Origin of the sequence: Miltoncostaea oceani, assembly GCF_018141545.1 — a bacterium.
Lineage (GTDB): Bacteria > Actinomycetota > Thermoleophilia > Miltoncostaeales > Miltoncostaeaceae > Miltoncostaea > Miltoncostaea oceani.
Map to the genome: position 1 here is coordinate 1668087 of NZ_CP064356.1, position 26212 is coordinate 1694298.

Annotated in this window: 28 protein-coding genes; 17 read left to right on the forward strand and 11 right to left on the reverse strand. The window is 77.2% G+C overall.

The features are described 5' to 3' along the window. Positions 1–15: 15 nt before the first annotated feature. Complete coding sequence (locus IU369_RS08525; protein ID WP_217924145.1) at positions 16–255, forward strand: hypothetical protein; 240 nt, start codon at positions 16–18, stop codon at positions 253–255. 49 nt (positions 256–304) lie between these two features. Here IU369_RS08525 and IU369_RS08530 read toward each other — a convergent pair whose 3' ends face one another. Beyond that, positions 305–1228, reverse strand: a complete 924-nt coding sequence (locus IU369_RS08530) for a hypothetical protein (RefSeq protein ID WP_217924146.1) — start codon at positions 1226–1228, stop codon at positions 305–307. 163 nt (positions 1229–1391) lie between these two features. On the opposite strand from IU369_RS08530, the gene IU369_RS08535 reads away from it, so the two are divergent. Next, on the forward strand, positions 1392–1889 hold the full coding sequence (locus tag IU369_RS08535; protein WP_217924147.1) for a ferritin: 498 nt from the start codon (positions 1392–1394) through the stop codon (positions 1887–1889). After that, entirely contained in the window at positions 1886–2782 is an 897-nt protein-coding gene (locus tag IU369_RS08540; protein WP_217924148.1) for a GNAT family N-acetyltransferase, read from the forward strand. The genes IU369_RS08535 and IU369_RS08540 overlap by 4 nt, the downstream gene beginning before the upstream one ends. Here IU369_RS08540 and IU369_RS08545 read toward each other — a convergent pair. Beyond that, positions 2779–3066: a hypothetical protein gene (locus tag IU369_RS08545; protein WP_217924149.1), complete on the reverse strand. Its 288-nt coding sequence runs from the start codon at positions 3064–3066 to the stop codon at positions 2779–2781. The genes IU369_RS08540 and IU369_RS08545 overlap by 4 nt on opposite strands. 240 nt (positions 3067–3306) lie before the next feature. Between IU369_RS08545 and IU369_RS08550 the strand changes: the two genes are divergently transcribed. Next, entirely contained in the window at positions 3307–5481 is a 2175-nt protein-coding gene (locus tag IU369_RS08550; RefSeq protein WP_217924150.1) for a S8 family serine peptidase, read from the forward strand. 30 nt (positions 5482–5511) lie between these two features. Here IU369_RS08550 and IU369_RS08555 read toward each other — a convergent pair whose 3' ends face one another. Next, on the reverse strand, positions 5512–6126 hold the full coding sequence (locus tag IU369_RS08555; protein WP_217924151.1) for a DnaJ domain-containing protein: 615 nt from the start codon (positions 6124–6126) through the stop codon (positions 5512–5514). Between the two features lie 59 nt (positions 6127–6185). On the opposite strand from IU369_RS08555, the gene IU369_RS08560 reads away from it, so the two are divergent. Beyond that, positions 6186–6599, forward strand: a complete 414-nt coding sequence (locus tag IU369_RS08560; protein ID WP_217924152.1) for a helix-turn-helix domain-containing protein — start codon at positions 6186–6188, stop codon at positions 6597–6599. A 4-nt stretch (positions 6600–6603) separates the two neighbouring features. Here IU369_RS08560 and IU369_RS08565 read toward each other — a convergent pair whose 3' ends face one another. Next, on the reverse strand, positions 6604–8412 hold the full coding sequence (locus IU369_RS08565) for a diguanylate cyclase (protein WP_217924153.1): 1809 nt from the start codon (positions 8410–8412) through the stop codon (positions 6604–6606). Positions 8413–8579: 167 nt separating this feature from the next. Between IU369_RS08565 and IU369_RS08570 the strand changes: the two genes are divergently transcribed. The 3 genes from IU369_RS08570 to IU369_RS08580 are packed head-to-tail and all read left to right on the forward strand — an operon-like array spanning position 8580 to position 11750. After that, positions 8580–10193 (forward strand): sensor histidine kinase, encoded by a 1614-nt coding sequence (locus tag IU369_RS08570; RefSeq protein WP_217924154.1) that lies wholly within the window; start codon positions 8580–8582, stop codon positions 10191–10193. A 10-nt stretch (positions 10194–10203) separates the two neighbouring features. Continuing rightward, on the forward strand, positions 10204–11016 hold the full coding sequence (locus IU369_RS08575; protein WP_217924155.1) for a (2Fe-2S)-binding protein: 813 nt from the start codon (positions 10204–10206) through the stop codon (positions 11014–11016). A gap of 44 nt (positions 11017–11060) precedes the next feature. Continuing rightward, positions 11061–11750, forward strand: a complete 690-nt coding sequence (locus IU369_RS08580; RefSeq protein ID WP_217924156.1) for a class I SAM-dependent methyltransferase — start codon at positions 11061–11063, stop codon at positions 11748–11750. On the opposite strand, the gene IU369_RS08585 is transcribed toward IU369_RS08580, so the two are convergent. From IU369_RS08585 to IU369_RS08595, 3 genes are read right to left on the reverse strand one after another with little or no spacing between them, the layout of a single operon-like run. Then, complete coding sequence (locus IU369_RS08585; RefSeq protein WP_217924157.1) at positions 11693–13117, reverse strand: dihydrolipoyl dehydrogenase family protein; 1425 nt, start codon at positions 13115–13117, stop codon at positions 11693–11695. The two genes, IU369_RS08580 and IU369_RS08585, sit on opposite strands and share 58 nt — an antisense overlap. Continuing rightward, the gene (locus IU369_RS08590) at positions 13104–13781 is read right to left on the reverse strand and encodes a TVP38/TMEM64 family protein (protein WP_217924158.1); all 678 of its coding nucleotides are present in this window, start codon (positions 13779–13781) and stop codon (positions 13104–13106) included. The genes IU369_RS08585 and IU369_RS08590 overlap by 14 nt, the downstream gene beginning before the upstream one ends. Next, complete coding sequence (locus IU369_RS08595) at positions 13778–14392, reverse strand: CDP-alcohol phosphatidyltransferase family protein (protein ID WP_246551470.1); 615 nt, start codon at positions 14390–14392, stop codon at positions 13778–13780. Before IU369_RS08595 ends, IU369_RS08590 begins: the two co-directional genes overlap by 4 nt. A 203-nt stretch (positions 14393–14595) precedes the next feature. Here IU369_RS08595 and IU369_RS08600 point away from each other — a divergent pair, with 203 nt between their 5' ends. Genes IU369_RS08600 through IU369_RS08620 form a run of 5 tightly spaced genes read left to right on the forward strand, consistent with a single transcriptional unit; the run spans position 14596 to position 19177 of the window. Further along, on the forward strand, positions 14596–15789 hold the full coding sequence (locus IU369_RS08600; protein WP_217924160.1) for an ABC transporter substrate-binding protein: 1194 nt from the start codon (positions 14596–14598) through the stop codon (positions 15787–15789). Further along, positions 15786–16838 (forward strand): ABC transporter ATP-binding protein, encoded by a 1053-nt coding sequence (locus IU369_RS08605; RefSeq protein WP_217924161.1) that lies wholly within the window; start codon positions 15786–15788, stop codon positions 16836–16838. The genes IU369_RS08600 and IU369_RS08605 overlap by 4 nt, the downstream gene beginning before the upstream one ends. Positions 16839–16840: 2 nt before the next feature. Then, positions 16841–17659 carry an ABC transporter permease family protein gene (locus tag IU369_RS08610; protein ID WP_217924162.1) on the forward strand — a complete coding sequence of 273 codons (819 nt, stop codon included), beginning with the start codon at positions 16841–16843 and terminating at the stop codon, positions 17657–17659. After that, positions 17652–18494, forward strand: a complete 843-nt coding sequence (locus tag IU369_RS08615) for an ABC transporter permease (RefSeq protein ID WP_217924163.1) — start codon at positions 17652–17654, stop codon at positions 18492–18494. The genes IU369_RS08610 and IU369_RS08615 overlap by 8 nt, the downstream gene beginning before the upstream one ends. Next, entirely contained in the window at positions 18491–19177 is a 687-nt protein-coding gene (locus IU369_RS08620) for a haloacid dehalogenase type II (protein ID WP_217924164.1), read from the forward strand. The genes IU369_RS08615 and IU369_RS08620 overlap by 4 nt, the downstream gene beginning before the upstream one ends. Here the strand turns inward: IU369_RS08620 and IU369_RS08625 are convergent. After that, complete coding sequence (locus IU369_RS08625) at positions 19174–19650, reverse strand: YbbN family protein (protein ID WP_217924165.1); 477 nt, start codon at positions 19648–19650, stop codon at positions 19174–19176. The genes IU369_RS08620 and IU369_RS08625 overlap by 4 nt on opposite strands. 65 nt (positions 19651–19715) lie before the next feature. On the opposite strand from IU369_RS08625, the gene crcB (IU369_RS08630) reads away from it, so the two are divergent. The 4 genes from crcB (IU369_RS08630) (at position 19716) to IU369_RS08645 (ending at position 21838) form a co-directional block, all read left to right on the forward strand. After that, positions 19716–20141, forward strand: coding sequence for a fluoride efflux transporter CrcB (gene crcB, locus IU369_RS08630; protein ID WP_217924166.1), 426 nt, complete (start codon positions 19716–19718; stop codon positions 20139–20141). Continuing rightward, positions 20138–20506 carry a fluoride efflux transporter CrcB gene (gene crcB, locus IU369_RS08635; protein WP_217924167.1) on the forward strand — a complete coding sequence of 123 codons (369 nt, stop codon included), beginning with the start codon at positions 20138–20140 and terminating at the stop codon, positions 20504–20506. The genes crcB (IU369_RS08630) and crcB (IU369_RS08635) overlap by 4 nt, the downstream gene beginning before the upstream one ends. Then, positions 20503–21585 carry a DUF190 domain-containing protein gene (locus IU369_RS08640; RefSeq protein ID WP_217924168.1) on the forward strand — a complete coding sequence of 361 codons (1083 nt, stop codon included), beginning with the start codon at positions 20503–20505 and terminating at the stop codon, positions 21583–21585. The genes crcB (IU369_RS08635) and IU369_RS08640 overlap by 4 nt, the downstream gene beginning before the upstream one ends. 64 nt (positions 21586–21649) lie before the next feature. Next, entirely contained in the window at positions 21650–21838 is a 189-nt protein-coding gene (locus tag IU369_RS08645; protein WP_217924169.1) for a hypothetical protein, read from the forward strand. A gap of 39 nt (positions 21839–21877) precedes the next feature. Here IU369_RS08645 and IU369_RS08650 read toward each other — a convergent pair whose 3' ends face one another. The 3 genes from IU369_RS08650 to IU369_RS08660 all read right to left on the reverse strand — a co-directional run bounded on the left by IU369_RS08650 (position 21878) and on the right by IU369_RS08660 (position 26206). Then, on the reverse strand, positions 21878–24241 hold the full coding sequence (locus IU369_RS08650) for an arylsulfatase (RefSeq protein ID WP_217924170.1): 2364 nt from the start codon (positions 24239–24241) through the stop codon (positions 21878–21880). A 180-nt stretch (positions 24242–24421) separates the two neighbouring features. Continuing rightward, positions 24422–25690 (reverse strand): cation:proton antiporter, encoded by a 1269-nt coding sequence (locus IU369_RS08655; RefSeq protein ID WP_217924171.1) that lies wholly within the window; start codon positions 25688–25690, stop codon positions 24422–24424. A gap of 222 nt (positions 25691–25912) precedes the next feature. Continuing rightward, positions 25913–26206, reverse strand: coding sequence for a hypothetical protein (locus tag IU369_RS08660; RefSeq protein ID WP_217924172.1), 294 nt, complete (start codon positions 26204–26206; stop codon positions 25913–25915). Between the last annotated feature and the right edge of the window lie 6 nt (positions 26207–26212).

Sequence of the window (26212 nt, forward strand, 5' to 3'; positions counted from 1 at the left end):
GCGTATCCTCGGACGGTGAGCCCGCCCCCGCGCCGTCCGCCGCCCGCCTGGCTCCGCCGGTGGGAGGGGCTCCACGTCGCGACCCAGGTCGCCGTGGTGGCGCCCGTCGCGGTGCTGGTGCTCTGGGCGGCCCACGTGTTCCTCATGAACCAGCCGATCGGCCGGGGCCTGCTCTACGCCGTCTTCTGGGGCGTCCTCGCGACCGGGGCCGTGGTGGGCGCGAGCCGCTCCGAGAAGGCGCGCCGGGGCCGCTGACGCGGGGAGGGGGCCGGCGTGCGGCCCCCTCCCGTCGCGTCGTCGGGGATCAGCCGGTCGCGGCGGCCTGGAACTCGCCGATGGTGCGGGTCACCTCCGGGACGAGCGCCTGGACGGCGGAGAGGTCGCCCTCGTTCGCGGCGTCCAGGAAGCGGCGCAGGACGTCGCTGACGGCCGGGCCGGTGCGGGCGAGGCCGGCGCGCTGCTCCTCGAGCTGCGGCGCGTCGAGGGTGTAGCCGTCGAGCTCCGCGATCGCCGCGTCGAAGGTGTCGAGCTGCGCCTGGGCGTCCGGGATCTTGCTGCGCAGGTCGTCGAGGCCCGTCGTGCTCTGGAGCAGGGTGCCGAACTCCTGCAGGGCGCCCGCGGCCTCCTGGACGTCGGCGACGTAGGCGGCGGTGTCACCGGCGCCGGTCGTCTCGGCGGGGGCCGAGGTCGTCGGGGCCGGGTCGACCGTCACGGCCGGGGCGGTCGCGACCGTCGCCGCCGTGGCGGTGGAGTCACCCGAGTCGGAGTCGTCGCCGCAGACGGTCAGGCCGAGGGACTGGGCCTTCTCGTCGGCCTGGTCGCCGAGCCCGCTGATCTGGTCGTTGACCTCGGTGAGGACGGCCTCGGCCTCCTCGCCGCCCTCGATGCGGTCGGCGGCCGCGTCGATCGCGGTGGTCTGCTGCTCCAGCAGGCCGAGGGCGCTGTCGAAGTCGGCCTTCAGCTCCTCCGGCGGCTCCAGGTCGCGCAGCTTCGCGAGCTGGGCCTCCTGGATCGGCAGGCCGGCGCGCAGGAACGCGAGGACCTGGTCACCCGACGTGGGCTCGGTGAGCTCGTCGATCTGACGGTCGGTGTCGGCGCAGACGGCGTCGGCCTGCGTGCGGAACTCCTCGGCGCTGAGGGAGTCCGAGCCCCCTCCGCAGCCCGCGATGAACGCGACCGCTCCGATGGCGACGAGACCGGCGATGGGCCGGCGGAGAACGAGGGGCATTTCCGGGACTCCCGTGAGGTGGAGGAACGGCGGCACGATACCGGCGTGCCGCGACGGCCGCGATCCCCCGTCCGGGGGGCGTGGACGACGCCGGTCGAGGACGACGCCCCTGGCCGTCGAGCGCGCCGACTAGACTCGGGCGAGTCCCACCAAGGAGCCATGGATGCCCGTCGAGCCCGTCGTCGTCGATGCCCTCAACGCCCAGATGGGGCGTGAGCTGGAAGCCCACCTGCAGTACCTCTCGATCTCGAGCTGGTTCGATGCGGAGGGTCTCCCCGAGCTGACCAAGTTCTTCGCGGCCCAGGCGGCCGAGGAGCACGAGCACGCGATGAAGTTCCTGACCTACCTCCAGGACATCGGCGGGCCGGTCGTGATCCCCGCCCTCGCCGCCCCGAAGCCGGGCTTCGAGAGCGCCGAGGAGGCCGTCGCCGCGAGCCTCGAGTGGGAGGAGGCCGTCACGGCCAGCATCCACCGGATCGTCGACCTCGCCACCGAGCACCGCGACCACGCGACGCAGGTGTTCCTGCAGTGGTTCGTGACCGAGCAGGTCGAGGAGGTCGCGACCATGGGCGAGCTGCTCCAGGTGACCCGGCGCGCCGGCGAGGGCGGCCTCCTGCTCGTCGACGACTACGTGGCGCGGTCGCTGGCCGTCGCGGAGTGACCGGGGGGGCGGGACCGGCCGGCGACGCCGGCCGGCTCGCCTGCCGCCCCCTCACGGCGGCCGACTACCCCCGCGCCCGCGCGGTGGTCGACGACTGGTTCGGCCACCCGGTCGGCCTCGTGATGCACCGCCTCTTCTTCGACCAGCTCGGCCCGTCCGGCGTCTGGATGGAGGAGCCCGGCGGCGTCCCCGCCGGCTTCCTGCTCGGCCTGGTCAGCGAGAGCGAACCCGACCTCGCCTACGTGCACATGCACGTCGTCGCGCCCGCCTGGCGGGGTCGCGGGGCGGGGGAGCGCCTCTACGCCGAGTTCTGCGCCCGTGCGCACGCCCGCGGCTGCCGCAGGGTCCGGGCGCTCGCCGCGCCCGACCGGACCGCGTCCCGCCGGTTCCACGAGCGCCTCGGCTTCACCGGCCGCGACGCCCCCGGGTACCTCGGCCCGGGGGCCGACAGGACGGTCTACGAACGCGGTCTCCCGCTGGACGAGGGGGCGACTCCGCTAGCATCGCGCCGATCCGGTGACCGCGGGACCGCAGGGGGCCAGATGTCCGAACCGACGCCGACGCCGCACGACGACCGCCGCGAGCACCCACGTGCCGATGTCGAGCTGCCGGCGCGCGTCGTCGCCGACGGCGAGGTCGTCGACGCGCAGAGCCTCAACCTCAGCGAGGGCGGCATCCTGCTCGCCGGCTCCGACTTCCCGTCGGCCGGGCAGGTGAGGATCGAGATCGAGCTCGCCGAGATGGGATGGCATGCGCTCGACGCCGAGGTCGTGCGGCTCGACGACCGGCCCGGGGGCACGCTCGCCGCGCGCTTCGCCGAGGCGGCGACCGAGGGCGGCCGCGACGCGATCCGCGCGTTCTTCGCCTCACGGCTCCAGGAGCGCGAGCACTAGGCCTGGAGGTCCACCAGGCCCCCGACGGGCGCCCCGGGCTCCGGGGGCGGCTCCGGGGGACGTGAGCCGCGTCGCCGTCCGTCGCGGCGGCGGTCGCGGCCCCGCCGGTCGTCGACGACGGCGTGGGCGTCGCCCGCCTCCGGCAGGCGCTCGGCGCGGATGCGGTCGGCGCGCTCGCCGGCGACGACGACGGCCACCGCCTCCGCCCCGCGGTGGAGGAGGGCCTGGGAGAGGCGGGTCGCCTCGGGTCCTCCGGCGCTGACGACGCCGGGCAGGTGTGGCATCGGACACCTCGTGATGGACGTCCCCGGTGGCATCGGCCGCGACCGCCCCGGGCATGAGCGTCGCGGCGCGACCCGGGGGGGTTGTCCCCCGGACGGGGGATGCCGATACCAGGTCTGCACGACGCCCCACCCCCCGCACAACCGGGGGGGTCCGGACCGGGGCGCCCCATCCGCGCGGATCAGGCAAGGAGGCCGGCCGTCTCGATGTCGTCACCCGAACCCATCCCGGGCGGTCCCGTCATGCCCGCCCCGCGCCGCGCGCGGGCCGCCGCCGTCTGGGCGCTCGCCGTCCTCGCGCTCGCGGCCTCCGCGCACACCGCCTCGGCGGCGGAGCGGAGCGACTCCGTGCTCGTGCGGGTCGACCCGTCCGCCCCCGCGCCGGAGCGGGCCGACGTGCGCCGGGCGCTCGACGCCGGGTCGGTGACCCCGCTCGTCGCCGGGTGGCGGGCCTACGACGTCCCGGGTGAGCTGACGCTGGCGCAGGCGCGCCGCCTGCTCGCCGACGCGCCCGCGGCGGAGGCCGTCGCGCTCGACGCGAAGCTGCAGCCGATGGAGGTGCCGAACGACGCCCTCTACCCGCAGCAGTGGTCGCTGCCGGCGATCGGCGCCCCCATGGGCTGGGACGCCTCCGGCTCGGCGGCCCCCGTCGTCGTCGCCGTGATCGACACCGGCGTCCAGACGGCGCACCCCGACCTCGCCTCGCGGCTGTGGACCAACCCGGGCGAGACGCCGGGCAACGGCATCGACGACGACGCGAACGGCCACGTCGACGACGTGCACGGATGGAACTTCTTCGACGACACCGCGACGCTCTACAACGCCTCCGACGGCGACAGCCACGGCACGCACGTCGCCGGGACGATCGCCGCCCGCCGCGGCAACGGCGACGGCATCGCCGGCGTCGCCGACAACGCCCGCATCATGCCCCTCAAGTTCCTGAAGCCCGGGGGCGGCTACACGTCCGACGCGATGTCGGCCATCCAGTACGCGACGGCCGAGGGCGCGACCGTCATCAACGCCTCGTGGGGCGGCGGGTCGTACTCCCAGCCGCTGTGCGACGCGATCGGCCTGGCGGGCGACGCGGGCGTCCTGTTCGTGGTGGCCGCCGGCAACGGCGGTCCCGACGCGATCGGCGACGACAACGACGCGGCGCCGACGTGGCCCGCGAACTGCCCGTCGCCCAACGTCATCTCCGTCGCCGCGACGACCCCGATGGACGACATCTCCTCGTTCTCGAACTACGGCGCCGCGTCGGTCGACATCGGCGCCCCCGGCGAGGGGATCCTCAGCACCGTCCCGAGCCTGACCTACGGCGACAAGTCCGGCACGTCCATGGCGACCCCCCACGTGTCGGGTGTCGCGGCGGTCGTGCGGGGCATGCACCCGGGGCTCAGCCCCTGGCAGCTGAAGGCGGCGATCATGACCGGCGGCGACGTGGCCCCGGCGCTCGCGGGCCTGACGGTCTCCGGGCGCCGCGTGGACCTCGCCGGCGCCCTCGCCACCGCGGGCACCGGCATCGGCGCCGACACGACCCCCCCGGACGCGTTCAGCCCGCTGGCCCCCGCCGACGGCTACGCCACCGCGGCGCCGACGCCGCCGCTCTTCTCGTGGACGCCGTCCTCCGACGGCCAGACCGGCATCACCGCGTACCGCCTGGTCATCGACGGCGCCGTCGTCGCGACGACCGGGGCGGGCGTGCGCTCGGCGCGGCCCGCGGCGATCGCCGACGGGATCCACACGTGGACCGTCGTCGCGGTGGACGGCCAGGGCAACACGCGCGCCACCCCGGCGCGGACCCTCGTCGTCGACGCCGGCGCCCCGTCGGCGCCGGTGCTGCGCGGCCCCGCCGCCGGCGCCCGCGTGCCCGGCCCCGCGGTCGACCTGACCTGGACGCCCGCGACCGACGCCGTCAGCGGCGTCGAGACGCACCGCGTGGTGGTCGACGGCGTCCCCGTCGCGACGCTGCCGGGGACGGCCGGCGCGGCCCGCGTCACCATGACCCACGGTGGCCACAGCTGGCAGGTGGTCGCGGTCGACCGCCTCGGCAACCAGTCGGTGAGCGCGCCGCGGAGCCTCTCCGTCACGGGCACCATCCCCGCCCTCCAGACGCCGTCCGCCCCGGCGGCGCGTCGCCTCACCCTCGTCGCCCCGTCGCGGCTCGCCACGGGCTCCGCCCCGCTGCTGCGGGTGCGGCTGCCCTCGGCGATGCGCGTCACCGTCTCCGTGCGCCGCGCCCGCGCCGCGCGGCCGGTCTCGACGTTCCGCATCCGGGCGCGGGCCGGCCTCACCACCGTCCGCTTCCCCGCCGCCGCGACCCGGGCGATGCGCCGACCCGGCACCTACGTGGTGTCGGCCCGGGCCTCGACCCGCCTGCGGGACACGGTGCGCATCACGGTCGGTCCCCGCCGCCGCTGAGGCGACCCCCCCGGCGGTCCCGCCGGGGGGTCAGCCGACCCGCCAGCCCATGTCGAGGCCGTCGCCGTGGACGATGGCGTAGACCGGCCGGGCCCGGCGGGGGTGGAACACGATCGAGAACAGCTCGCCCTCGGAGAGGGCGAGCTCCTGCGGGAGGCGCCGGAAGCTGACCGAGCTGCGCTCCCCGCGGGCGTTGGCGAAGACCGCCTCGTACCGCAGGCCCATCCACCGGCGCTCGAGCCGGGGCCGCCCGATGCACCGCGCGCCGATCATCGCCGGGAACGTCTCGCCGCAGGCGGGGCAACGCAGGTCGACCGTGCGGCCCCCGGGGTCCGGGACCCGGCAGCGCGTCGCGCACGTGGGGCAGGGGAGGGAGCGGACCGGCGGGCCGGCGGGGGCGACCGGCCGGGGGGACGGCGCGGAGCGGCGCAGGTCGTAGCGCCGCCGCCGCGCGGGGTCGCCCAGCACCTGCCACGCGGCGTTCGCGCGCTTGGTGATCTCCTGCGCGCGCTCCTGCTGGTCCGGGTCGCGGAAGCGGTCCGGGTGGAACGCGGTCATGAGGAAGCGCCAGGCCGCGCGGATCTCCTCCGCACCCGCGTCGGGCGCCACCTCGAGCGCGGCGTAGTGGTCGTCGTGGTCGCTCACCGCCACCCCGGAGCATGACGGATCGCGCGTCCGCGTCCCGACGTGCGTAGTCTCCCGGCGTGGAGGAACGGCCGTCCATCGGTGCGCGTCTCCGCGAGGCGCGCCTCCGCCAGGGTCTGGAGATCGCCGACTGCGCGACGGCGACGCGCATCCGCGAGCGCTATCTGGTGGCCATCGAGGACGGCCGCTTCGAGTCGCTGCCCGACCCGGCGTTCGTCAACGGCTTCGTCCGGGCCTACGCCGAGCACCTCGGCGTCGCCGTCGACGGACCGATCCGCGAGCTCCCCGCGAACGCGATCGCGCCGGGCGGCCGGGGCCGCCCGCGCCCCGTCAGCCTGACGGCCACGCGCATCACCGCCCGGGGCGTCGGCGCCCGCCCGCCGTTCTGGCGCCGCGGCCCGGTGCTGGTGCTGGTGCTCGTCGTCGCCACCGTCGCGGTCGCCGCATGGGCCGGGGTGCTGCCCTTCCCCTGAGCCGTCAGACGGTGGGGACGGCGTCCACCGCGACGGCGCGGTCCCGGCCGGCGGCCTTCGCGGCGTAGAGGCGCCGGTCGGCGCGCCGCAGCAGGTCGGCGGCGTCCTCCTCGTCGGTGCGGGTCGCGACGCCGGCGGAGATCGTCCGCCGGCCGGCCGCGCCGAACGTCCGGCCCCCCACCGCGGCACGGACCCGGTCGGCGACATCCGTCGCCGTCGCGAGGTCCGCCCCGGGCAGCACGATCGCGAACTCCTCGCCGCCGACGCGCGCGACGAGGTCCGTGGCGCGGCTGGCGCCGAGCATCCGGCGCGCCAGCTCGCACAGCACCCGGTCGCCGACGGCGTGGCCGTGGGTGTCGTTGACGTCCTTGAAGTGGTCGAGGTCGACGAGGACGACGCTGAGGTCGGTTCCGCGCGCGACCGCGGACGCCATCTCGGCGACGAGGCGGACCTCGAACGCACGGCGGTTCGCCACCCCCGTGAGGGCGTCCGTCGACGCCTGGTGGGCGAGGAGGGCGCGGGCGTCGGCCCCGGCGATGGCGATGCCGACGAGCGCGGCGAACTCGGCGAGGCGCTCCTCGGCACCCGGTGCGAGCGCCCCGCGGGTGCGGCTGATCGCCCCGACGTTGCCCCACAGCCCGCCGCCGACGAGGATCGGCGCGGCCACCGAGTCGGCGGGGGACGCGACCGGCGGCGCGTGGTCGGGGAGGCGCACGCCGACGTCCCCCTCGACGCGCACCGGCCGCCCCTCGCGAAGCACCCGCGCCGTCGCGCCGTCGCCGGTCACCGGCAGCAGCGACCCCTCGGGCAGCCAGACCTCGGCGGTCGTCGCCCACGAGCCGACCAGCTCGGCGCCCTCGTCCGCGTACCGCACCACCCCGCCGGCCTCCGCCCCGAGCATCTCGGCGACCTCCCGGGCGACGAGGGCGAACACCTCGCGGGGGTCGGGGCTGGCGGCGACCGTCGCGGCGACCCGCCCGAGCCGGGCCTGCTCCTCCGCGAGGGCCCGGTGCCGTCGCTCGCTGCGCCGCAGCTCCCGCTCGGCCGCCCGGCGGTCCGTCACGTCCTTGATCGTGCTGACGAACGACGGGGCGGCGCCCTCACCGGGGCCCTGCAGGCGCGCCAGGCTGACGATCACGTCGACCATCCGGCCGGACCGGTGCCGGTAGCTGCGGTCCCCCTCCGACCCACCGGCCCCCTCCATGCCGCGGCGCAGGCGCCGCCGGTAGGCCTCGGCGCGCTCCGCCGGCCAGAAGGGGAAGGGCGGGACCGCGCCGACGAGCTCGCCGCGGGGGAAGCCGGTGATGTCGACGAGCCGGTCGTTCACCTCCAGGATGCGGCCGTCGGCGTCGAACACCGCCAGCCCGTCCTGCAGGGAGTCGGCGAGGGCACGCGAGCGGTCGCGCTCGGCCGCGAGCTGCCGTCGCAGGTGCCCGGTCCGCAGCGCGGCGCGCACACGGGCCCGGAGCTCCGCCGAGGCGTAGGGCTTGCGGATGAAGTCGTCGGCGCCGGCGTCGAGGGCGTCGGCGAGGTGCTCGGCGGTCCCGGTGACGTAGATGATGGGCAGCACCTCCGACGACCGCCGGATCAGGCGGCAGAGGCGCAGGCCGTCGAGTCCCGGCATCTGCCCGTCGGTGACCAGCAGGTCGAACGGCGCGTCGTCGACGACCCGGCGCAGGGCGTCGCGGCCGTCGCGGGCGGTGACCACGCGGTGGCCCTCCGCCTCGAGCTCCCGCCGCAGCAGCCCGGCCTCGACGGCGTTGTCCTCGGCCACGAGGATGCGCGCCCCGGCGCGTGACGGCGGACCCGCCACGCCCACGGGTTCTGGACCACGCTGCGGCATACGGCACGTGTCGGCCGGCGCCGGTGCCCTCCTGAGATCCCGGGACCACCGGGGGTCGCCGCGCGACACGCCGCGCCGCGACCCCGGTGGGGGGACCGGTTCGCCCTCGGGGGCCGGGGCTGGTTCAATGACCGGGAATGGACGACACCCCGGCCCCGCGCGTGGACGACATCCCCGCGGGGCGCGCAGCCGGGCCGTGGCCGCCGCGGGCCGGCGACCCGCAGCGGTCCATCGCCGACGCGGCGGTCAGCCTCAACCGCGCCCTCGACCCCGCGGGGCTCCTGGCCGACGTCGCGGTGAGGGTCCGCGTCGCCGTCGGCGCGCGCGCCTGCGTCGTCGGGCTGGCGGCCGGGGCCCGGGGTCCCGAGATGACGTCGGTGTCGGCGGCGGCGGGGTGGACCGACGACGCCGAGAGCGCCGCGACCGCCGCGGGACCCGTCCCCGCGCCGGAGGTGGCGCACGACCGGCTGGTGGTCGCCCTGGCCGGCCGCGACGGCGAGCACCTCGGGCGCGTGCGGGCCTGGGCCGACACCGGCCGCCCCTTCGGCCCGGGGGACCTGGCCGTCGCCTCGCAGATCGCCCAGGTCGCATCGGTCGCCGTCGAGCGCCTGCGCCGTGAGCTCGACCTGGAGGCGAGTCGCGGCGACCTGGCCGAGGCGCAGCGCATCGCCCACATGGGCAGCTGGATCCAGGACCTCGACGACGGCCGCGTGACGTGCTCCGACGAGGTGTGGCGGATCTACGGGCTGGGGGCCGGCGAAGCGTTCGACGACATCGACGGGCTGCTGGCGCGGGTCCACCCCGACGACCGGGGCGTCGTCGCCGTCGCGATGGAGGCCGTCGCCGAGCGCGGGGGCGCGCACCGCTGGGAGCACCGCATCGTGCGGCCCGGGGGCGAGGTGCGGACGGTGCTGGTGCGCGCCGAGGCCTCGCTCCCCGGGGACGGCCGCCCCCGGGTGCGGGGGACGGTGCTGGACATCACGCGACGCCGGGACGCCGAGGACGCCCTCCACCTGCAGGCCGCGCGCATCACCGACCTCGCGGCCGACCGGCGGCGCCTGGTCGCGGAGGTGCTCGACGCCGAGGAGGGGGAGCGGCAGCGGATCGCGGAGGTGCTGCACGAGAGCGTCCTCCAGGACCTCCTCGCCGCCCGGCAGGACCTGGGGGAGTCGCTCGAGGAGGCGGACGGCCTGACCGTCCGCGGGCGGGCCCGGATGGCGCGGGCGGAGGCGGGGCTCACCGTGGTGGTGGCGGCGCTGCGGGAGGCGGTGGGGGAGCTCCACCCGCTGACCCTCACGCACGACGGCCTGCGCAGCGCCCTGGAGTCGACGTGCGCCCGCATCGCCCGCCGGGCCGGCGTCCCGATCGGCTGCGCCGTGGCCGACTCGGCCGCCGGGCCGCACGACCGGCTCGTCCTCTCGCTCACCCGCGAGTTCCTCGTCAACGCCGAGAAGCACGCGGGCGCCGACCGGGTGTCGGTCGCCGTCAGCGCGCGCGCGGGCGTCGTCACCCTGGTGGTGGAGGACGACGGCGTGGGCTTCGCGCCGGGGACGGGGGAGGGCGGGTTCCGGGTCGGCCACCTCGGCCTGGCGTCGGCGCGCGAGCGGGTGGAGGTCCTCGGCGGGACCCTCGCGATCACCACGACCCCCGGATCGGGCACTCGTATCGTGGCGCGGCTCCCGGTCGCCCCCGTCGCCGCGGCAGGGGACGGAGGTACAACGACCATGTGGAGTTCGGGCGACCTAAGTTAGACTCCCGCCCGTGCCCGCCGCCCCGCCCGCACCGCCGGACCCGGCGGCCTGGTTCGACGCCCGGGTGCGGCCGCTCGCCGTCCACGGCCCCGCCGGGGACGACGCCACGGACACCTGGATCCCGGTGGGCGCACCACCGTCGGAGGGGACCCTCGCGACGATCGAGGAGCGGGCGGCGGCCGAGCAGGAGGCGCCCCCCCGGGTCGCCCTCACGTGGGCGGCGGGCGGGCTCGCGGGGATGGCGGCGACCGCGTTGACCGTCGCGGCCGTGCGCGACGGGGTCGTCATCCGCGCGGGTCTGGAGCGCCCCGCCGGTCCCGAGGGGTGGATCCGCGACATGCGCCTCCGCGACGGCGTCGTCGCCGTCGGGGGGGACCACCCGTGGAGCGGCGCCCCCGGCGTCGGCCACGTTCCGGACGGGGTCCTCGGCCGGGCGGTGGCCGAGGCCGTCGTCGAGGTGTGCGGCCCGGTCGTCGCGGCGCTCGCCGCGCGCTCGCGCCGTGGCCGCCCGGGCCTCTGGGCGCAGGTCGCCGACGCCGTCGGCCACGCCGCCGCGGCGGTCTGCGCGGCCGATCCGGGGCGTCGCCACGCCACCGTCATCGCCGGGGTGACGGGGGTCCTCGGCGCGGCGGGCGCCCCGTGGCCCGCCCGCCCGGTGCTGCGCAGCGTGCCCGCCCCGGGCGGGCCGGTGATGGTGGTCCACCGCGGGTCGTGCTGCCTCGCGTACCGCTGCGGAGCCGATGCCGCCTACTGCGCGACGTGCCTGTTCCGCCCGCCCGGCGAGGTCGCCGAGCGGGTCGTCGCGCACGCCGCGGGCGCCTGAGGGGTCCGGCCGGGGGCGTCCCGCCCACGTGGCACGATGCGCACGTGGAGGGCGACACGACAGGGGCGGCGGCGCCGGACCCGGTCGTCGCGCACTTCGACGCCCGCCCGGCCGCCTACGACCGCCAGCTCGGCCGGGAGCGCCGCTCCCTGCGGGTCGCGGCCGCGTTCGCCGGGGATCTGGAGGGGCGGGACGTGATCGACCTGGGGGCGGGGACGGGGGCGCTGACGGCCGCGCTGCTCGCCGGGCGGGGGACGCCGGCCTCGGTGGTCGCCGTCGATGCCGCGCCGCGGATGCTCGCCCGGGCCGGGGACCGGCTCGGCGACGCGGTGACCCTGCTGCGGGCGGACGCGCGCGCCGTGCCGTCGCCCGGCGGGTCGGCCGACGTCGTGACGTGCGCCTACCTGCTGCACCTGCTCGCCCCCGCGGACGGCGCGGCCGTCGTGGCGGAGGCGTGGCGCCTCCTGCGGCCCGGGGGCCTGCTGGTCGTCGTGGTGCACGGCTCGCCGCCGGGGCCGGCGGGGACGGTCCACCGGGCCGTCTGGCGGGCGTGGCGGCGCATCGCCCCCGGCGCGGGGGTGGTGGGCGGCGGCCCGCTCGCCGACGTGCGGCCCCTGCTCACCGGCGCGGGGTTCGTCGTCGAGGCGTCGCGGCGCGTGGCGGGCGTCTACTGGGGTCAGGTGGTGCGGTGCCGCCGCCCCGCGGGGGACCTCGCGAACCGGTGGCGCCCGTAGGCGAGGGCCTCGCCGGGCAGGTGGGGGAGGGTCCGCCGCGCGAAGGCGTCCGCGACGGCGCCGATCGCCGCCGCGTGGGTCGGGTAGGCGTGGACCATCCGCTGGATCCGCAGCAGCGAGATGCGCCGGTCGATGGCGAGGGTCAGCAGCGGCAGCAGGTCCGCCGCGTGGGGTCCGACGACCGTCGCCGCGACGATCCGCCCCGTCAGCCGCACCGCGGTGACGGCGACGAAGCCCCGCGTCACGCCGTCGGTCAGGCCGCGGTCGGTCCCGGCGAGGTCGACCCGCAGGTCGATGAGCGCCCGCGGGTGGCAGCGCCGCGCCCGCTCCGGCGCCGTCGGGCCGACCCACGCGACCTCGGGCTCGGTGAAGACGGCCGACGGGATCGACGGCGGCCGGCCGATCCGGGGGATCCAGGGGAGGGCGATCGCCTGGACGATCCGGCGCCCGTGGGCGTTGGCCGCGTGGGTCTGGTGGGCGACGGGGGTCACGTCGCCGACCGCCCACACCCCCGGCGCGGACGTCCGGCCCCACGCGTCGACCCGGACGCCGCCGGGTACCACCGCGACCGCCGCCGCGACGTCCCCGACGTTCGGCTCCCGGCCGACCGCGGCGAGCACGGCGTCCACCGCGTGCAGCGGCGCGCCGCCGTCCGTCCGCAGATCGCCGGTGGCGGGGTCGGCCGCCACGACGCGGGTGCGGAGGCGGATGACGACGCCCTGCTCCACGAGTGCCGCCGCCAGCGCCCCGGACGCCTCGGGCTCGGCGTCGGGCAGCACCCGGTCCGCGGTGTCGACCAGCGTCACGCGGCTGCCGATGCGGGCGAACGCGACGGCCATCTCCACCCCGACCGCCCCGGCCCCCACGATCGCAAGGTGCCGTGGGGCGTCCGCCAGGTCGAAGATCGTCTCGTTCGTCAGGAGCCGGCCGGCGGGCAGGCCGGGGACGGCGAGGACACGCGGACGCGAGCCGGTCGCGATGACGACGTGGGGGGCGGTCAGGACGCGCACGCCGTCGCCGCCCGTCACCGTGACCCGGCGGCCGGGGGCGAGCGCCGCCCGCCCGCGGACGACGTCGATGCCCTCCGTCGTGGTCACCTCGTCGTCCTCGCGCGCCGCCAGCCCGTCGCGCGTGGCGCGCACCGCGGCGAGCAGGGCGGGCGGGTCGGCGCGGAGGGCCGGGTCGCGGGACAGGTGGAGCAGGCGCTTCGAGGGGATGCAGCCGACATTTGTGCAGTCGCCCCCGATGCGCCCGGCCTCGACGAGCGCCACCCGCCGGCCGAGGGCGGCGAGCCCGGCGGCGACGGTCAGGCCGCCCGCGCCGGCCCCGATCACGATCGCGTCGTGGTCCCCGTCACGCTGCGGCATCCCGTCCCCCCTCGCGTCGTCGCAGGATCTCGGCCAGCGCCACGCCGGCGACGAGCAGGATCCCCGACGCGACCAGCACGGGCGTGTCGATCGCGGGCACCCCCCCGTCGAAGCTCTCGAGCGACGCCCCGGCGAGCACGAACGCCACCGTGGCGGGCGCGCTGCCGATCGCGGTGCCGGCGAGGAAGGCGAGGGGGTGGATGCGCACCGCGCCCGCGAGGTAGCTCACCAGGTCGTAGGGGAGGTACAGCAGGCGCATCACGATGACGGTCTCGAAGCTCCGCTCCCGCAGGCGTCGGGTCCAGCGGGCGAGCCGGCCGGTACCGTCGCCGTCGCGGCCGGCGCCGAGCCAGCGGGCGAGCCCGTAGGCGACGAGGGCCGACCCGTTGCTCGCGACCAGCACGAGCGCGACGCCCCCGACCGCGCCGAACAGGAAGCCGCCGGCGACGGTCAGCACCGCCGCCGAGAGGAAGATCAGCGGGCGGACGAGGTAGACGGCGACGAACGCGAGGGGTCCCCACGCGCTGCCCTGGATCGCGTCGACCAGCCGCGTCGCGGCCTCGGCGGGTCCCACGTCCTCCACGAGCGCCCACGTCACGACGGCGCCGACGAGCAGCGCCCACGCCGCGCCGGCGAGCAGGCGGTGGCGGGTGGACGCCCTCACGCGGTGCCGAGCGCGCGGCGGGCGGCGACGACCCGCTGACCGACGCCGACCAGGACGGCGCCCGCCATGACCCACATCACGGCGACCGACCAGGAGGGGACGGCGAGCGCCACGGTGAACAGCACGACCGTCTCGGCGCCCTCGACGAGCCCCGGCGGCATCGTCACCGACGTCGTGTCGCCGCGGGCGGAGGCGCCGGCGCCCCGGCGCTCGAGCAGCGCCGACAGGTACGACCACGAGATCGCGTTGACGTAGAACGTCGCGAGCAGGACGGCGGCGGCGACCCATCCCGCCCGGCTGTCGAGTCCGGCGGCGATGCCGAGGGGGACGGCGGCGTAGACGACGACGTCGAGGAGGATGTCGGCGTACCCGCCGAGGTCGGTCTGGCGGCCGGACCGGCGCGCGACGGCGCCGTCGAGGCCGTCGAGCACGCGGTTCGCCAGCCAGAGGGCGACGGCGAGCGCCGGCAGGCCCGCGCCCGCCGCGACCGCCGCGCCCGCGCCCGGCACGACGGCGAGGACCGTGACCGCGGTGGGGTGGACGCGGCGCGGGACCGCCCGCACGAGGGGGGCGAGCACGACCTCCGTCCGGCGGCGCAGCGCACGGTCCATCACGGCCGCGCGGGGGTGCGGGCGGGGGCCTCGGGCACGCGCACCTCCTCCTCTCCGGGCGACGACGGGGCGATCGCGCCGGCGGGGGCGCACCGGGACCGTAGTGGCGATCGGCGCGCGGCGGGAGGGGCACCGCCCGACGGGCGCCCCGCCCGGCCCGGGACCTGCGAGCCTTCGCCGGGGTCGGCGACGGGGGAGGCCGCGTGCCGCAGGGCCGTGTGGGACGGATGGTGCGGCGCATCGCCGCGGTGGTGCTCGGCGCCGGGGTGCTGGCGTCGGTCGTGGCGTGCGGCGGGGGCGACGGGGCCGCGCCCGCGGGCCTGCCCGCGGACTGGTCGCAGGTCGAGGCCCGCGCCGAGGGGCAGACCGTCCGGTGGTGGATGTACGGGGGCGACGCCCGCATCAACGCATACGTCCGCGACCACGTCGTCCCCGCCGCCGCCCGGAGGGGGGTGACGCTCCGCACGGTCCCGGTCGACGACACCGCCGAGGCCGTCCAGCGGGTGCTGGCGGAGCGGGAGGCGGGCCGCGACTCCGGCGGGGCCGTCGACCTGATCTGGATCAACGGCGAGAACTTCGCCCTCGGCGTCGAGGCCGGGTTGTGGCTCGAGGGGTGGGCGGGGGGCCTCCCGAACGCCGCGTTCGTCGACCCGGAGGACCCCTCCATCGCGAGCGACTTCGGCGTGCCGGTCGAGGGGCGGGAGTCCCCCTGGAACCGGGCCGCCCTCGTCTTCGCCCGCGACCCGGAGCGGGTGGCCCGGGCGCCCCGCAGCGTCGCCGGGATCCTCGCCTACGCCCGCGCCAACCCGGGTCGCGTGACGTACCCCGCGCTCCCCGACTTCACGGGGTCGGCGTTCGTGCGCCTCGCCGCCCAGGAGCTCGGCGAGGACGCCGCGATCGCGGCCCTCCGGGACATCCGCCCGTCGCTGTACGGGGGAGGGCGGAGCCTCCCGAAGTCCGAGGCGGAGCTGAACCGGCTGCTCGGCGACGGGCAGGTCGACATCGCCATGAGCTACGACCCCGCGTTCGTGCTGTCGGGGGTGCGCGCCGGCACGTTCCCGGCGCGCGTGCGGCCGTTCGCCCTCGACCGCACCCTCGTCAACACCAGCTACGTCGCCATCCCCGCGAACGCCGCGAACCGCGAGGGCGCCGCGGTCGTGGCCGATCTGCTGCTCTCGCCGGCGCTGCAGGCCGTCAAGGCCGACCCCGACGTGCTGGGCATCCCGACCGTCCTCGACCCCGCCCGCCTCGACGCCGCCGCCCGCGCGGCCCTGGCGCCCGACGGCGCGGGCCCCCACCTGCTGGCCGCGGGGGATCTCGGGGAGCCGCTCGCCGAGCTGCCCGCCGACGAGGTCGGCCGGCTCGAGGAGCGCTGGCGGCGGGAGGTGCTCCGGTGACCGGGCTGCGGCTCACCGGGGTCGAGGCGCGCCCCGGCGGCGCCCGGGTGCTCCGCGGCGTCGACCTGGAGGTCCCCGCCGGCGGCCGCCTCGCGCTCGTCGGTCCGTCGGGCGCCGGCAAGACGACGTTGCTGAGGGTCGTCGCCGGGCTGGAGCCCGCCGTCGCCGGGCGCGTCGAGGCGGGCGGCCGGGTCCTCGACGGCCTGCCCCCGCACCGGCGCCCGATCGCGATGGTCTTCCAGGACCCCCGCCTGCTGCCGAACATGGACGCCGCCGAGAACGTCGCGTTCGCGTTGCGGGCCGCGGGGGCGGGGCGTCGGGAGCGGCGCGCCCGCGCGGACGCGCTCCTCGCCGAGGTGGGTCTCGACGGACTGGGGCGCCGGGCGGTGCGGGGCATGTCGGGCGGCGAGCAGCAGCGGGTGGCCCTCGCGCGTGCGCTGTGCCCCGACCCGGGGCTGCTGCTGCTCGACGAGCCGATGGCGTCGGTCGACCCGGACCGCCGGGCGGCGCTGCGCCGCCTGATCCTGCGACTGCAGGCGGAGCGGCGCGTGACCACCGTGATCGTGACCCACGACCGCGACGAGGCGGCGGAGATGGGGCAGGAGATCGCCCTCATGATCGAGGGGCGGATCGTGCAGCGCGACACCCCGCGCGCCCTCTTCCTGCGGCCCTCGTCGCCCGCCGTCGCGCGCTTCCTGGGGGCCCGGAACCTCCTGTCCGGCGTGGTGCGCGACGGCCTGATGCCCACCGCCGCGGGACCGCTGCCGGTGGGCGGCGCCGACGGCCCGGCGCGCGTGACGGTCCGCGCCGACGCGATCGTCCCCGGGGACGCGGGCCCCCTGCGGATGCGCGTGGAGGAGGCCGTGTTCACGGGCACCGGCGTGCGGGTGGTGCTGACACGCGGCGACATGCGCCTCGAGGCGCGCGTGGCGCCCGACGCGACCCCTCCGGTCGGCGCCGAGGTGGCGGTGGACGTCCCGCCGGGCGCGGTCTGGCGTTTCCCCGAGGCGGTCGCCACCGCCGCCGGCGACGGCGCCCTGCGCCCCTGACCGTGACGCGCGCCCGGGCCCTCGCCCCGCTCGTGCCGGCGCTGGCGGTGGTGCTGGTGCTGTGGGGCGCGGGGATGGTGGGCGCCGTCCGCACCAGCCTCGGCGTCAGCCGCCTGCGCGGGTGGTCGTCGGCCGACCTCGACGCGTACCGGGCGCTGCTCGACGACCCGGCCTTCTGGGACGCCCTCGCGTTCACGCTCCGCGTCGCCGCCGTCGCGACGGTCGTCTCCGCCGTCCTCGCGGTCGCCCTGGCCGCGGCGCTGCGACGACACGGCACCGTCGTGCGCGCACTCGCCGCGTTCCCGGTGCCGGTCCCGCACCTGGTGGTGGCGGTGCTCGCCGTGCTGTGGCTCGGCCCCGGTGGGATCGCCGACCGCCTGCTCGGCGGCCTGCCCCTCGACGTCGTCCGCGACCCCGCCGGCCTCGGGATCGTGCTGGTCTACGTGATCAAGGAGACGCCGTTCCTCGCGCTGCTGGTGCTCTCGGCGTGGGGGCCCGACGTCGCGGCCCGGGAGGAGGCCGCCGCCGTCCTCGGCGCCCGCCCCCTGCAGCGGCTGCGCTGGGTCGTCTGGCCGGCGATCCGCGCGCCGCTGATCACCGGTGCGGCGGTGGTCGCCGCGTTCGTGATCGGGGCCTTCGAGGTGCCGCTCGCGATCGGCCCGACGTCACCCCAGACGCTCTCCGAGCTCGCGCTGTCGGCGACCCGCACCGCGAGCCTCGACGGCCGGGCCGTCGCCGCCGCGGCGCTGCTGGTCGCCTCGGCGCTCGCCGTGCTCGTCGCGGGCGTCGCCGCCGCGACGCTGTGGAGGCGCCGTGGGTGAGGGCCGCGCCCGGCCGGTCCTGTTCGTCGCCCTCGTCGCGGCGGCCGCCCTCGCGCCCCTCGCGACGCTGGTGCTGCGGGCCGCGGCGGACGAGTGGCGGGCGCCCGCGGTGCTGCCGCAGCGGTACGGCACACGCGGCGTGGAGGAGGCGTTCGCCGACGCCTCCGGCGCGATGGAGGCGATCCTCAACTCCCTCGTCGTCGCGCTCGCGGCCACGGCCATCGCGCTGGTGCTGGCGTGGCCGGCCGCCCGGACGATCGGCGAGGGACGCATGCGGCGGCCCGCGGTCGTCTGGGTGCTGCTGGGCCTCCCCCTCCTGGTCCCGCCGTTCGCGACGGGGTCGGGCCTGACGGAGTGGTTCATCCGCCTGGGCCTGGCGGACACCCTGACGGGCCTGGTGGTGGCGCACCTGGTGCCGGTGCTGCCCTACGTGGTCCTGATCCTGGCGGGGGCCTTCGGCCCGGAGGTGCGCGACCTGGAGGAGGCCGCCGCGGTCCACGGGGCGGGGCGCGTGCGGCGGCTGGCCCTGGTGACGCTCCCCGCGGTGGCGCCGGTCCTGGCGGTCGCGGCGCTGCTCGGCTTCCTGGTCTCGTGGAGCCAGTACGGCCTGAGCCTCGCCGTCGGCGGGGGCACGCCGATGCTGCCCCTGGAGCTGGTGCCGTTCCTCGCGGCCGACCCGCAGGTCGCTGCGGTGCTGGCGCTGGTGTTCCTCGCGCCGGCGGTGGCGGCGGTCGTGCTGGCGCTGGTACTCGCGGGCCGGGGCGGGGTACGGTCGCACGACGCGCCGGCCGCGCCCGCGCCCGGCGCGGCGGTGGCGAGCGGAGGTGGGACGTGACCGGTGACGCGCCCGCGGTGATCGTGTTCGACGTCAACGAGACGCTCTCGGACATGGCGCCGATGGCCGCCCGCTTCGAGGACCTCGGGGCCGACGGGCGCCTCGCGGGGCTCTGGTTCGCCGGCGTCCTGCGCGACGGGTTCGGCCTGACCGTCGTGGGCGACGCCCGGCCGTTCGCGCAGGTCGCCGCCGGCGGGCTGCGGGCGATGCTCGACCCGGCGGAGCTCGACCGGCCGGTGGACGACGCGATCGCCCACGTGCTGGAGGGCTTCTCGGCGCTGCCCGTCCACGCCGACGTCCCTCCCGGCGTGACGGCCCTGGCCGACGCCGGGCACCGGCTGGTGACGCTCTCCAACGGGGCGACGGCGGTGGCGGAGCGCCTGCTGGCGGGCGCGGGCCTGCGGGACCGGTTCGCCCACTGCCTGTCGGTCGAGGACGCCGGCGCCTGGAAGCCCGCGGCGCGGGCCTACCGCCACGCGGCGACGACGTGCGGCGTGGAGCCGGGGGAGATGATGCTCGTCGCCGTCCACCCCTGGGACATCGACGGCGCGGCACGGGCCGGGCTGCGGACGGCGTGGATCGACCGCACCGGCCGGCCCTACCCGCCGCACCTCACCGCGCCGGGCGTCCGGGCCACCGGCGTTGATGACCTCGCGCGGATCCTGGGGGCGGGTCCCGGCTAGCCGCCCTCCGTCGAGGCGCGCCACCGGCCGACGCGGACGCCGTGGGCGACGCGGCCGGCGAGCGCGTCGAGCGCCTCCAGCTCGGCGGGGGTGGGGACCTCCGGAAGGGGGGCGTCGCCGGGGCCGAGGTGCTCGCCGAGCCAGCGGTCGATGACCCAGGCGGGGCCGCCCCCCGGCCGGGTCGCGACGACGGCGCCGTCGCGGAGCAGGGCGAGGGCGGGCACCGACGACCGGCTGACGTGGATGCCGCGCGGCCACAGCAGGTCCTCGCGGAGCGCCCAGTCGGCGACCCCCGCGAACTCGCCGATCGCCACCCGGAGGCCGGGCCGCGCCCGCCGGATCTCGGCGAGGGAGGCGGGCAGGAGCATGCACGCCGCGCACCCCGGCATGCCGAGGGCCAGGAGCCCGAGGGGCGCGTCGACGACGACGGCGAGGGCGTCGGGGACCGGCTGGGCGGGGAGGGTCTCGGACATGGTCCGATCCTGCCACGACGACGGCGGGGTCGACGGCGCGGACCGGGCCGGTACCGTGACGCGGCATGCCCGCCCCCCGCCTGCTCGCCGGTCCGGCCGCGCGCCACTCGGTCAGCCTCGCGATCGTCGCCGGCGGGGCCGTCGGCGCGCTCGGGCGGTTCGGCCTGGACGAGGCCCTGCCGGTGCAGCCCGGCCGGTGGCCGTGGGCGACCTTCATCGCGAACATCGTCGGCACCCTGGTGCTCGGATACGTCGCGACGCGGCTGCTGGAGCGCCTGCCGCCGAGCGCGCACGCCCGCCCCCTGCTCGGCACCGGGTTGTGCGGCGCCCTCACCACCTTCTCGTCACTGCAGGTCGAGGTCGTCACGCTCGCGCGCGACGGCCACGTCGTGCTCGGCGGGGCCTACCTCGCGACGACGGTCGTCGCGGGCCTGGTGTGCGTGGCGGCGGCCAGCGCGGTGGTGCGCCGCGCGCGGTGGCAGGCCCCGTGACGGCGCTCGGCCAGGTGCTGGGGGTCGCGGTCCTCGGGGGGTTCGCGGCGCTCGCCCGGTTCCGCCTCGACGGCGCCGTCTCCCGGCGCCTCGGCGGTGGCTTCCCCTGGGGGACCCTGGTGGTGAACGGGGTGGGGGCGCTGCTCGCCGGCCTCGTGGCGGGTGTCGCCCCGGACGAGGGGGTGCGGGTCCTGCTCGCGATCGGGATGCTCGGCTCGTTCAGCACCTTCTCGACGTGGATGCTCGAGACCCAGCGGCTCGCCGAGGACAGCCGCCCGTGGGTCGCCGCGGCGAACGTCGCGATCCCGGTGGCCGTCGGCATCGCGGCCGTCGCGATCGGGTGGGCGATCGGGGCGCGGCTGTGAGCGCCGACGGCCGGAAGCTGAGCGTCTACTTCGGCGAGGGCGACCGGGCCGGGGGGCGCCTGCTGTCGGACGCCCTGATGGACCTGCTCGCCCGCCACGAGGCGCTCGCGTCGGTCCTGCTGCGCGGGGTGGAGGGCTTCGGGATCACGCAGCGGCTGCGGACCGACCGGCTGCTGAGCCTGTCGGAGGACCTCCCGCTCGTCGTTGTCGCCGTCGACACCCGCGCCCGCATCGACCGCCTGGTGGAGCCGGTCACGGCCCTGCTCGGCGGCGGCCTGGTGACGGTGGAGCGCGTCGCCCTGCCCGACCACGGGCTCGCCGGCGACCCGTCACCCCCGGCGGGGGATGAGGACGCGAAGCTGACGGTCTACTGCGGACGCGGCGAGGAGCGCGACGGCCGCCCCGTGCTGAGGACGGTGCTGGACGTGCTCCGCGGGGCGGGGCTCTCCGGCGCGACGGTCCTCGCCGGCCTCGACGGCACGGTGGCGGGGGAGCGCCGCCGCGCCCGGTTCCTCTCCCGCAACACGGGGGTGCCGGCGATGGTGCTGAGCGTCGGCCCGGGGGCGGCCCTCGCCGCGGCGCTGCCCCGCCTGCGCGCGCTGCTGCCCGGCCGTCACGTGATCACGCTGGAGCGGGTGCGGGTGGTGCGCCACGACGGGCGGGTGACGGGTGACCTGCCGGCCCCGCCCGCGGCCGACCCCGGCGGCCTGGCGCTCTGGCAGCGCGTCTCGGTGTTCGCGGGTGAGCGGGAGCGGTGGGAGGGGGGTCCGCTGCACGCCCGCCTGGTGCGGCGCCTGCGGGAGGCGGACGCCGCCGGGGTCACGGTGCTCCGCGGCCTGACGGGCTTCTCGCAGGGCGGCCCCGTCCACGCCGACCACCTCTGGGGCGTCCGGCGCCGCACCCCCGTGTTGGTGACGATGATCGACACGGTGCCGGAGATCGCCCGCCTCTGGCCGGTCGTGGCCCGCGCGACGGCGTCGGCGGGGCTCGTCACGTGCGAGGTGGTCCCCGCCGCCCGCGCGGCGGGGCCCGGCGCGATCCGGGGGGGTCTGCGCCTCGCCGACACCTCCGCGCCCTAGGCCGAGGAGTGCCGGCGCCCCGCCCCGGGTAGGGCGCAGACACCGACACGGAGGAGGAGCGGCGATGCAGGTGTCCGGCGAGCAGGCCCTGGCGGGGTGGCGGGCGAGGGTGGCCGACGTGGTCGCGACCCCCGCGGAGCGGTACACGCCGCTGACGGCGCAGCGGGCGCGCGCGCTCGTGGGGTGGGTGTTCCTAGCCCTCTCGGTCGTCTACGTGGTCCGCACGCTCCGCGACATGGCGCGGCAGGGCTGACCGGCCCCCGCGGGGTCCCCGCCCCGCGGGGGAGGCCGGCTACTGGCGGGCCATCACGACGCGGAGCCGCTCCTCGGGCGAGATGAGGTGGTCGGCGTCCTCCGCGTCGCCGTCCACGTCGATCTGCACCCAGTTGACGGTGCCGGTGAAGACGCTCCCCCCGGCGGGGTAGTCGTCGCTGACGGGGGACGCGCCGTCCCGTCCGAGGTCGGCGGTCTCGTCCGCGGAGAAGATCAGCGGCACGGTCGCCGCGACGCGCCCCTCGCCGATCTCGACGCCGTCGAGGTGGAGGGTGACGGTGCCGCCCTTGGCGGGTCCGCCTCCGTCGTAGGCGAACTCCATGCGCACCTGGTGCGTGCCGGGCGGGATGACCGCGTCGGCCCGGATGGTGAAGCGGTTGAGGCCGAGCAGGTTGTAGCAGTAGGTCGGGCGTCCGTCCTTCGCGTACAGGCTCCAGCCCGCGAAGGCGCCGCCCTGGGCGATGATCACCCCCTCCGCCCCGGCGTCGGGCACCTCGACCTCCGCGGTGACGGAGTGGGACCGGTTCTTGATGTTGATGACGCTGGCCTCGCTGAGGCGGCCCATGCCGGAGAACAGCAGCTGCGAGGTGCCCGTCACGAGCTCCGGCCGGCCGGCGAGACGGGCGTCGAAGCGCTCGATGCGCCGGTCGTCGAGGGGGAGGACGTTGTGGCGGCGGGCCTCCTCGAGCCAGAGCTGTTGCAGCTTCGCCAGCTTCTCGGGCATCTCGGCGGCGAGGTCGTGCGCCTGGCTCCAGTCGGCGTTGGTGTCGTAGAGCTCCCAGACGTCGTCCGAGAACGCCGGCAACGGTTCCATCACCCACGGGACGCTGTGGCGGGTGACCGCGGTCCAGCCCTCGTGGTAGATGCCGCGGTTGCAGAACATCTCGAAGTACTGGGTCTCGTGGCGTCCGGCCTCGGCCGCCCCGTCGAACGAGTACCGCATGCTGACGCCCTCGATCGGCGTCTGGGCGATGCCGTCGACCGCCGTCGGCTGCGGCAGCCCGGCGGCGTCGAGGACGGTGGGGGCGACGTCGATGACGTGGTGGAACTGGGGGCGGACCTCGCCCCGGGAGTCGAAGCCGTTCGGCCAGTGGACGATGGTGCCGTTGCGCGTCCCGCCCCAGTGGGAGGCGACCTGCTTCGTCCACTGGTACGGCGTGTCCATCGCGTGCGCCCAGCCGACGGCGTAGTGGTTGTAGGCCGTCGGCGTGCCGAACTCGTCGATCCGCGCGGCGAGGAACTCGGGCGTCTCGAGCGCCGCGGCGCCGTTGAAGAGGAGGGTCTCGTTGAAGCTGCCGTTGACCGTCCCCTCGGCGCTCGCCCCGTTGTCGCCGATGATGTAGTAGACGAGCGTGTCCTCGAGCACCCCGAGGTCCTCGAGGGCGTCGACGAGCCGCCCGATGTGGTGGTCGGTGTGCTCGAGGAAGCCGGCGTAGACCTCCATCTGGCGCGCGAGGACCGGCTTCATCTCGTCGGGCACGTCCTCCCAGGCGGGGATCTCGTCGTGCCGGGCGGTGAGCTCCGTCTCCGGCGGCACCACGCCGAGGGACTTCTGGCGGGCGAGGATCTCCTCGCGGAGCGCGTCCCAGCCCCCGTCGAAGCGCCCGGCGTACCGGTCCGACCACTCCGTCGGCACGTGGTGCGGGGCGTGCGTCGCCCCCGGCGCGAAGTACATGAAGAACGGCGTGTCGGGCATCAGCGACGTCTGCTGCCGCGTCCACCGGATCGCCTTGTCGGTCATGTCGGCGGTGAAGTGGTACCCCTCGTCGGGCCCCTTCTCCGGTTCCACCGGCGTGGTGCCCTCGTAGATGGCGGGGTGGTACTGGTTCGTCTCGCCGCCGATGAAGCCGTAGAAGTACTCGAACCCGCCGCCGCCGGTGGGCCACGCGTCGAAGGGCGCCATCGGGCTGGTCTGCCAGACAGGGACCTCGTGGCACTTGCCGAACTGGGCGGTCGAGTAGCCGTTCAGCCGGAGCGTCCGGGCGAGCGGCGCGCACGTGTCGGGGCGGACCGAGGTGTAGCCGGGGGCGGACGTGGCGAGCTCGGTGATGACGCCCATCCCGACGGTGTGGTGGTTGCGTCCGGTGAGCAGGGCGGCGCGCGTCGGCGCGCAGAGCGCGGTGGTGTGGAAGCGGTTGTACTTCAGGCCGTTCCCCGCGAGCCGCTCGGCGGTCAGCGTCGCGCACGGGCCGCCGAACGCGCTCGACGCCCCGAACCCGACGTCGTCGAGCAGGATGACGAGCACGTTGGGTGCGCCCGCCGGTGGCCGCAGCCGCTCGATCGGGGGGAACGACGTCCCGGGGTCCCGCGCGTCCGACGGCAACGGCCCGTCGAACGGTGTCCGGGGGATGGGGAGCACCTGGCGTGGGACCGGGTCGGTCATCTCAGTTCCTCCGCACTGCGCGCGTCGCCGGGGGCGGTGTCGTCCGGGGCGGTTGCGGGACGACGACCGGGGTCGCGGCCGACGATCCCCCGGCGCCCGGGGCGGCGCATCATCCGATGGGGGTGATGCGCCATCCGGCGCGCGGGGGCGCGCCGGGACCCGCCGCCGCCGCGTCGGACCTCACCCCCGGTGGGCGGGCCACCGCCACCGGTGTCCGGTGACGGGCATGGCCTCCATCGCCGGGACCTCGCCCTCCGGGTGCGACCCGAACCAGCGGACGTAGCGCTCGGTCAGCGGACGGGACGACAGTCCGTGGGCGTAGACGGACAGCCCCACCGTCGCGACGACGGCGAGCAGGAGGGCCCGTTCGTGGGGGAGGTCGGCCTCGTCGAGGAGGATGACGGCGAACACGATCGACGCGAGCCCGCGGGGACCGGACCAGCCGAGGAAGGCGACGGTGGGGCGGCGCGCGCCCGTGCCGATCAGGGCGAGGGCGACCGGCACCATCCGGACGACGGTCAGGCTGACCACCGCGTAGAGGGCGTACCGCCAGGTCAGCTCGTCCGCCGCCGGGCCGAGGACGACCGCGCCGAACACGATGAACGTGACGGCGTCGAACAGCTCACCGCCCTCGTCCACGAGGGCGGTCACCTCCCCGGCGGCGTCCCGCCGCACCGCCCCGAAGACGAGGCCCCCGGTGAACGCGGCGATGAAGATGCTGCCACCGAGTCCGAGTGCGATCCCGGCGGCGAGCAGCGCCGTGGTGGCGGTGAGGATCTGCAGCCACGCGCCGGAGATCCCGGGTGCGGCCGACCGGATCGCGAGCGCGCCGGCCACTCCCGCGACGACGCCGCCGATGAGCCCGTAGCCGATCTGCTCCCCCACGAGTTGCAGGGCGCTGTGGCCGGATCGTGTGCCGGCTTCCGCCTCGGCGAGGGCGATCGCCATGAAGAACAGCGGGACGCAGAGGCCGTCGTTGAGGCCGCTCTCGACGTTGAGGCCCTGCCGGACGCGGGAGGGGACGCGTTCGTCGGTGACGACCGCCTGGCCGAGGGCGGCGTCGGTGCAGGCGAGAGCGACGGCGAGCACCAGCGACTCGGCGATGCCGAGCCCCGGGATGATCGCGACCCCGGCGAGCGCCCCCGCCGCGATGGTGAGGGGCAGGCCGACGCCGAGGAGCCGGAGCGGGATCCGGTGCTCCCTGCGCAGCGCGGTCAGCGAGATGCGGGACGCGTCGCCGAAGAGCACGAGCGTCAGGGTGATCTCGGCGAGCAGCTTCACCTCGTGGCTCCCGATCCCCAGGTCGAGGAGCCCCCAGGCGGAGGGGCCGACGACGACCCCGACGGCGGTGAAGAACATCGCGGCGGTGACGTTCCACCGTCCGAGGCGCGCCGAGACCGTCGCGTAGGCGATCAGCAGGACCGCGATGGTCGCGGGCGCCCAGCTCACCGCCGGGGCCCCACCCGTGTCGGGCCGACGAACCGCGACATGCCGGCCTCCCGGAGCCGGGGGCGGCGGGGATCGCCGTCCCGGCGGTCACGATCCCAGGCCCATCGGCGGGGCCGCGTCCGCCAGATGGTGTGAACCCCCGGCCACGCGGCCGGACGTCGTGCGGACCACCGCGCCTGCTCCGGTCGTAGGACGGCACAGCCGATCGGCTGCGTCGGCTCCTCAGGCGGTCGCCGGTCGGCGCCGTCCCTCGGGCCGGGCCCGCGATTCCTCCATGAGGAGGACGGCCCCGGCGAGGAAGCACGCCGCTCCGAGGAAGGTGGTGGCGTTGGTCGCCTCGGCGTCGACCACCTCACCGGTCTCCGGGACGATGAACGACGTGACCGCCGAGATGCCGAAGAAGATCGACCCGAGCATGTTGATGCGGGCGATGCGGCGCCCGATGTCGCCGCCCGACCGGCACCGGCGCCGTGGCAGACCTCGAGGATGGCCAGGTAGCTCGCGATCAGGAAGCACGCGGAT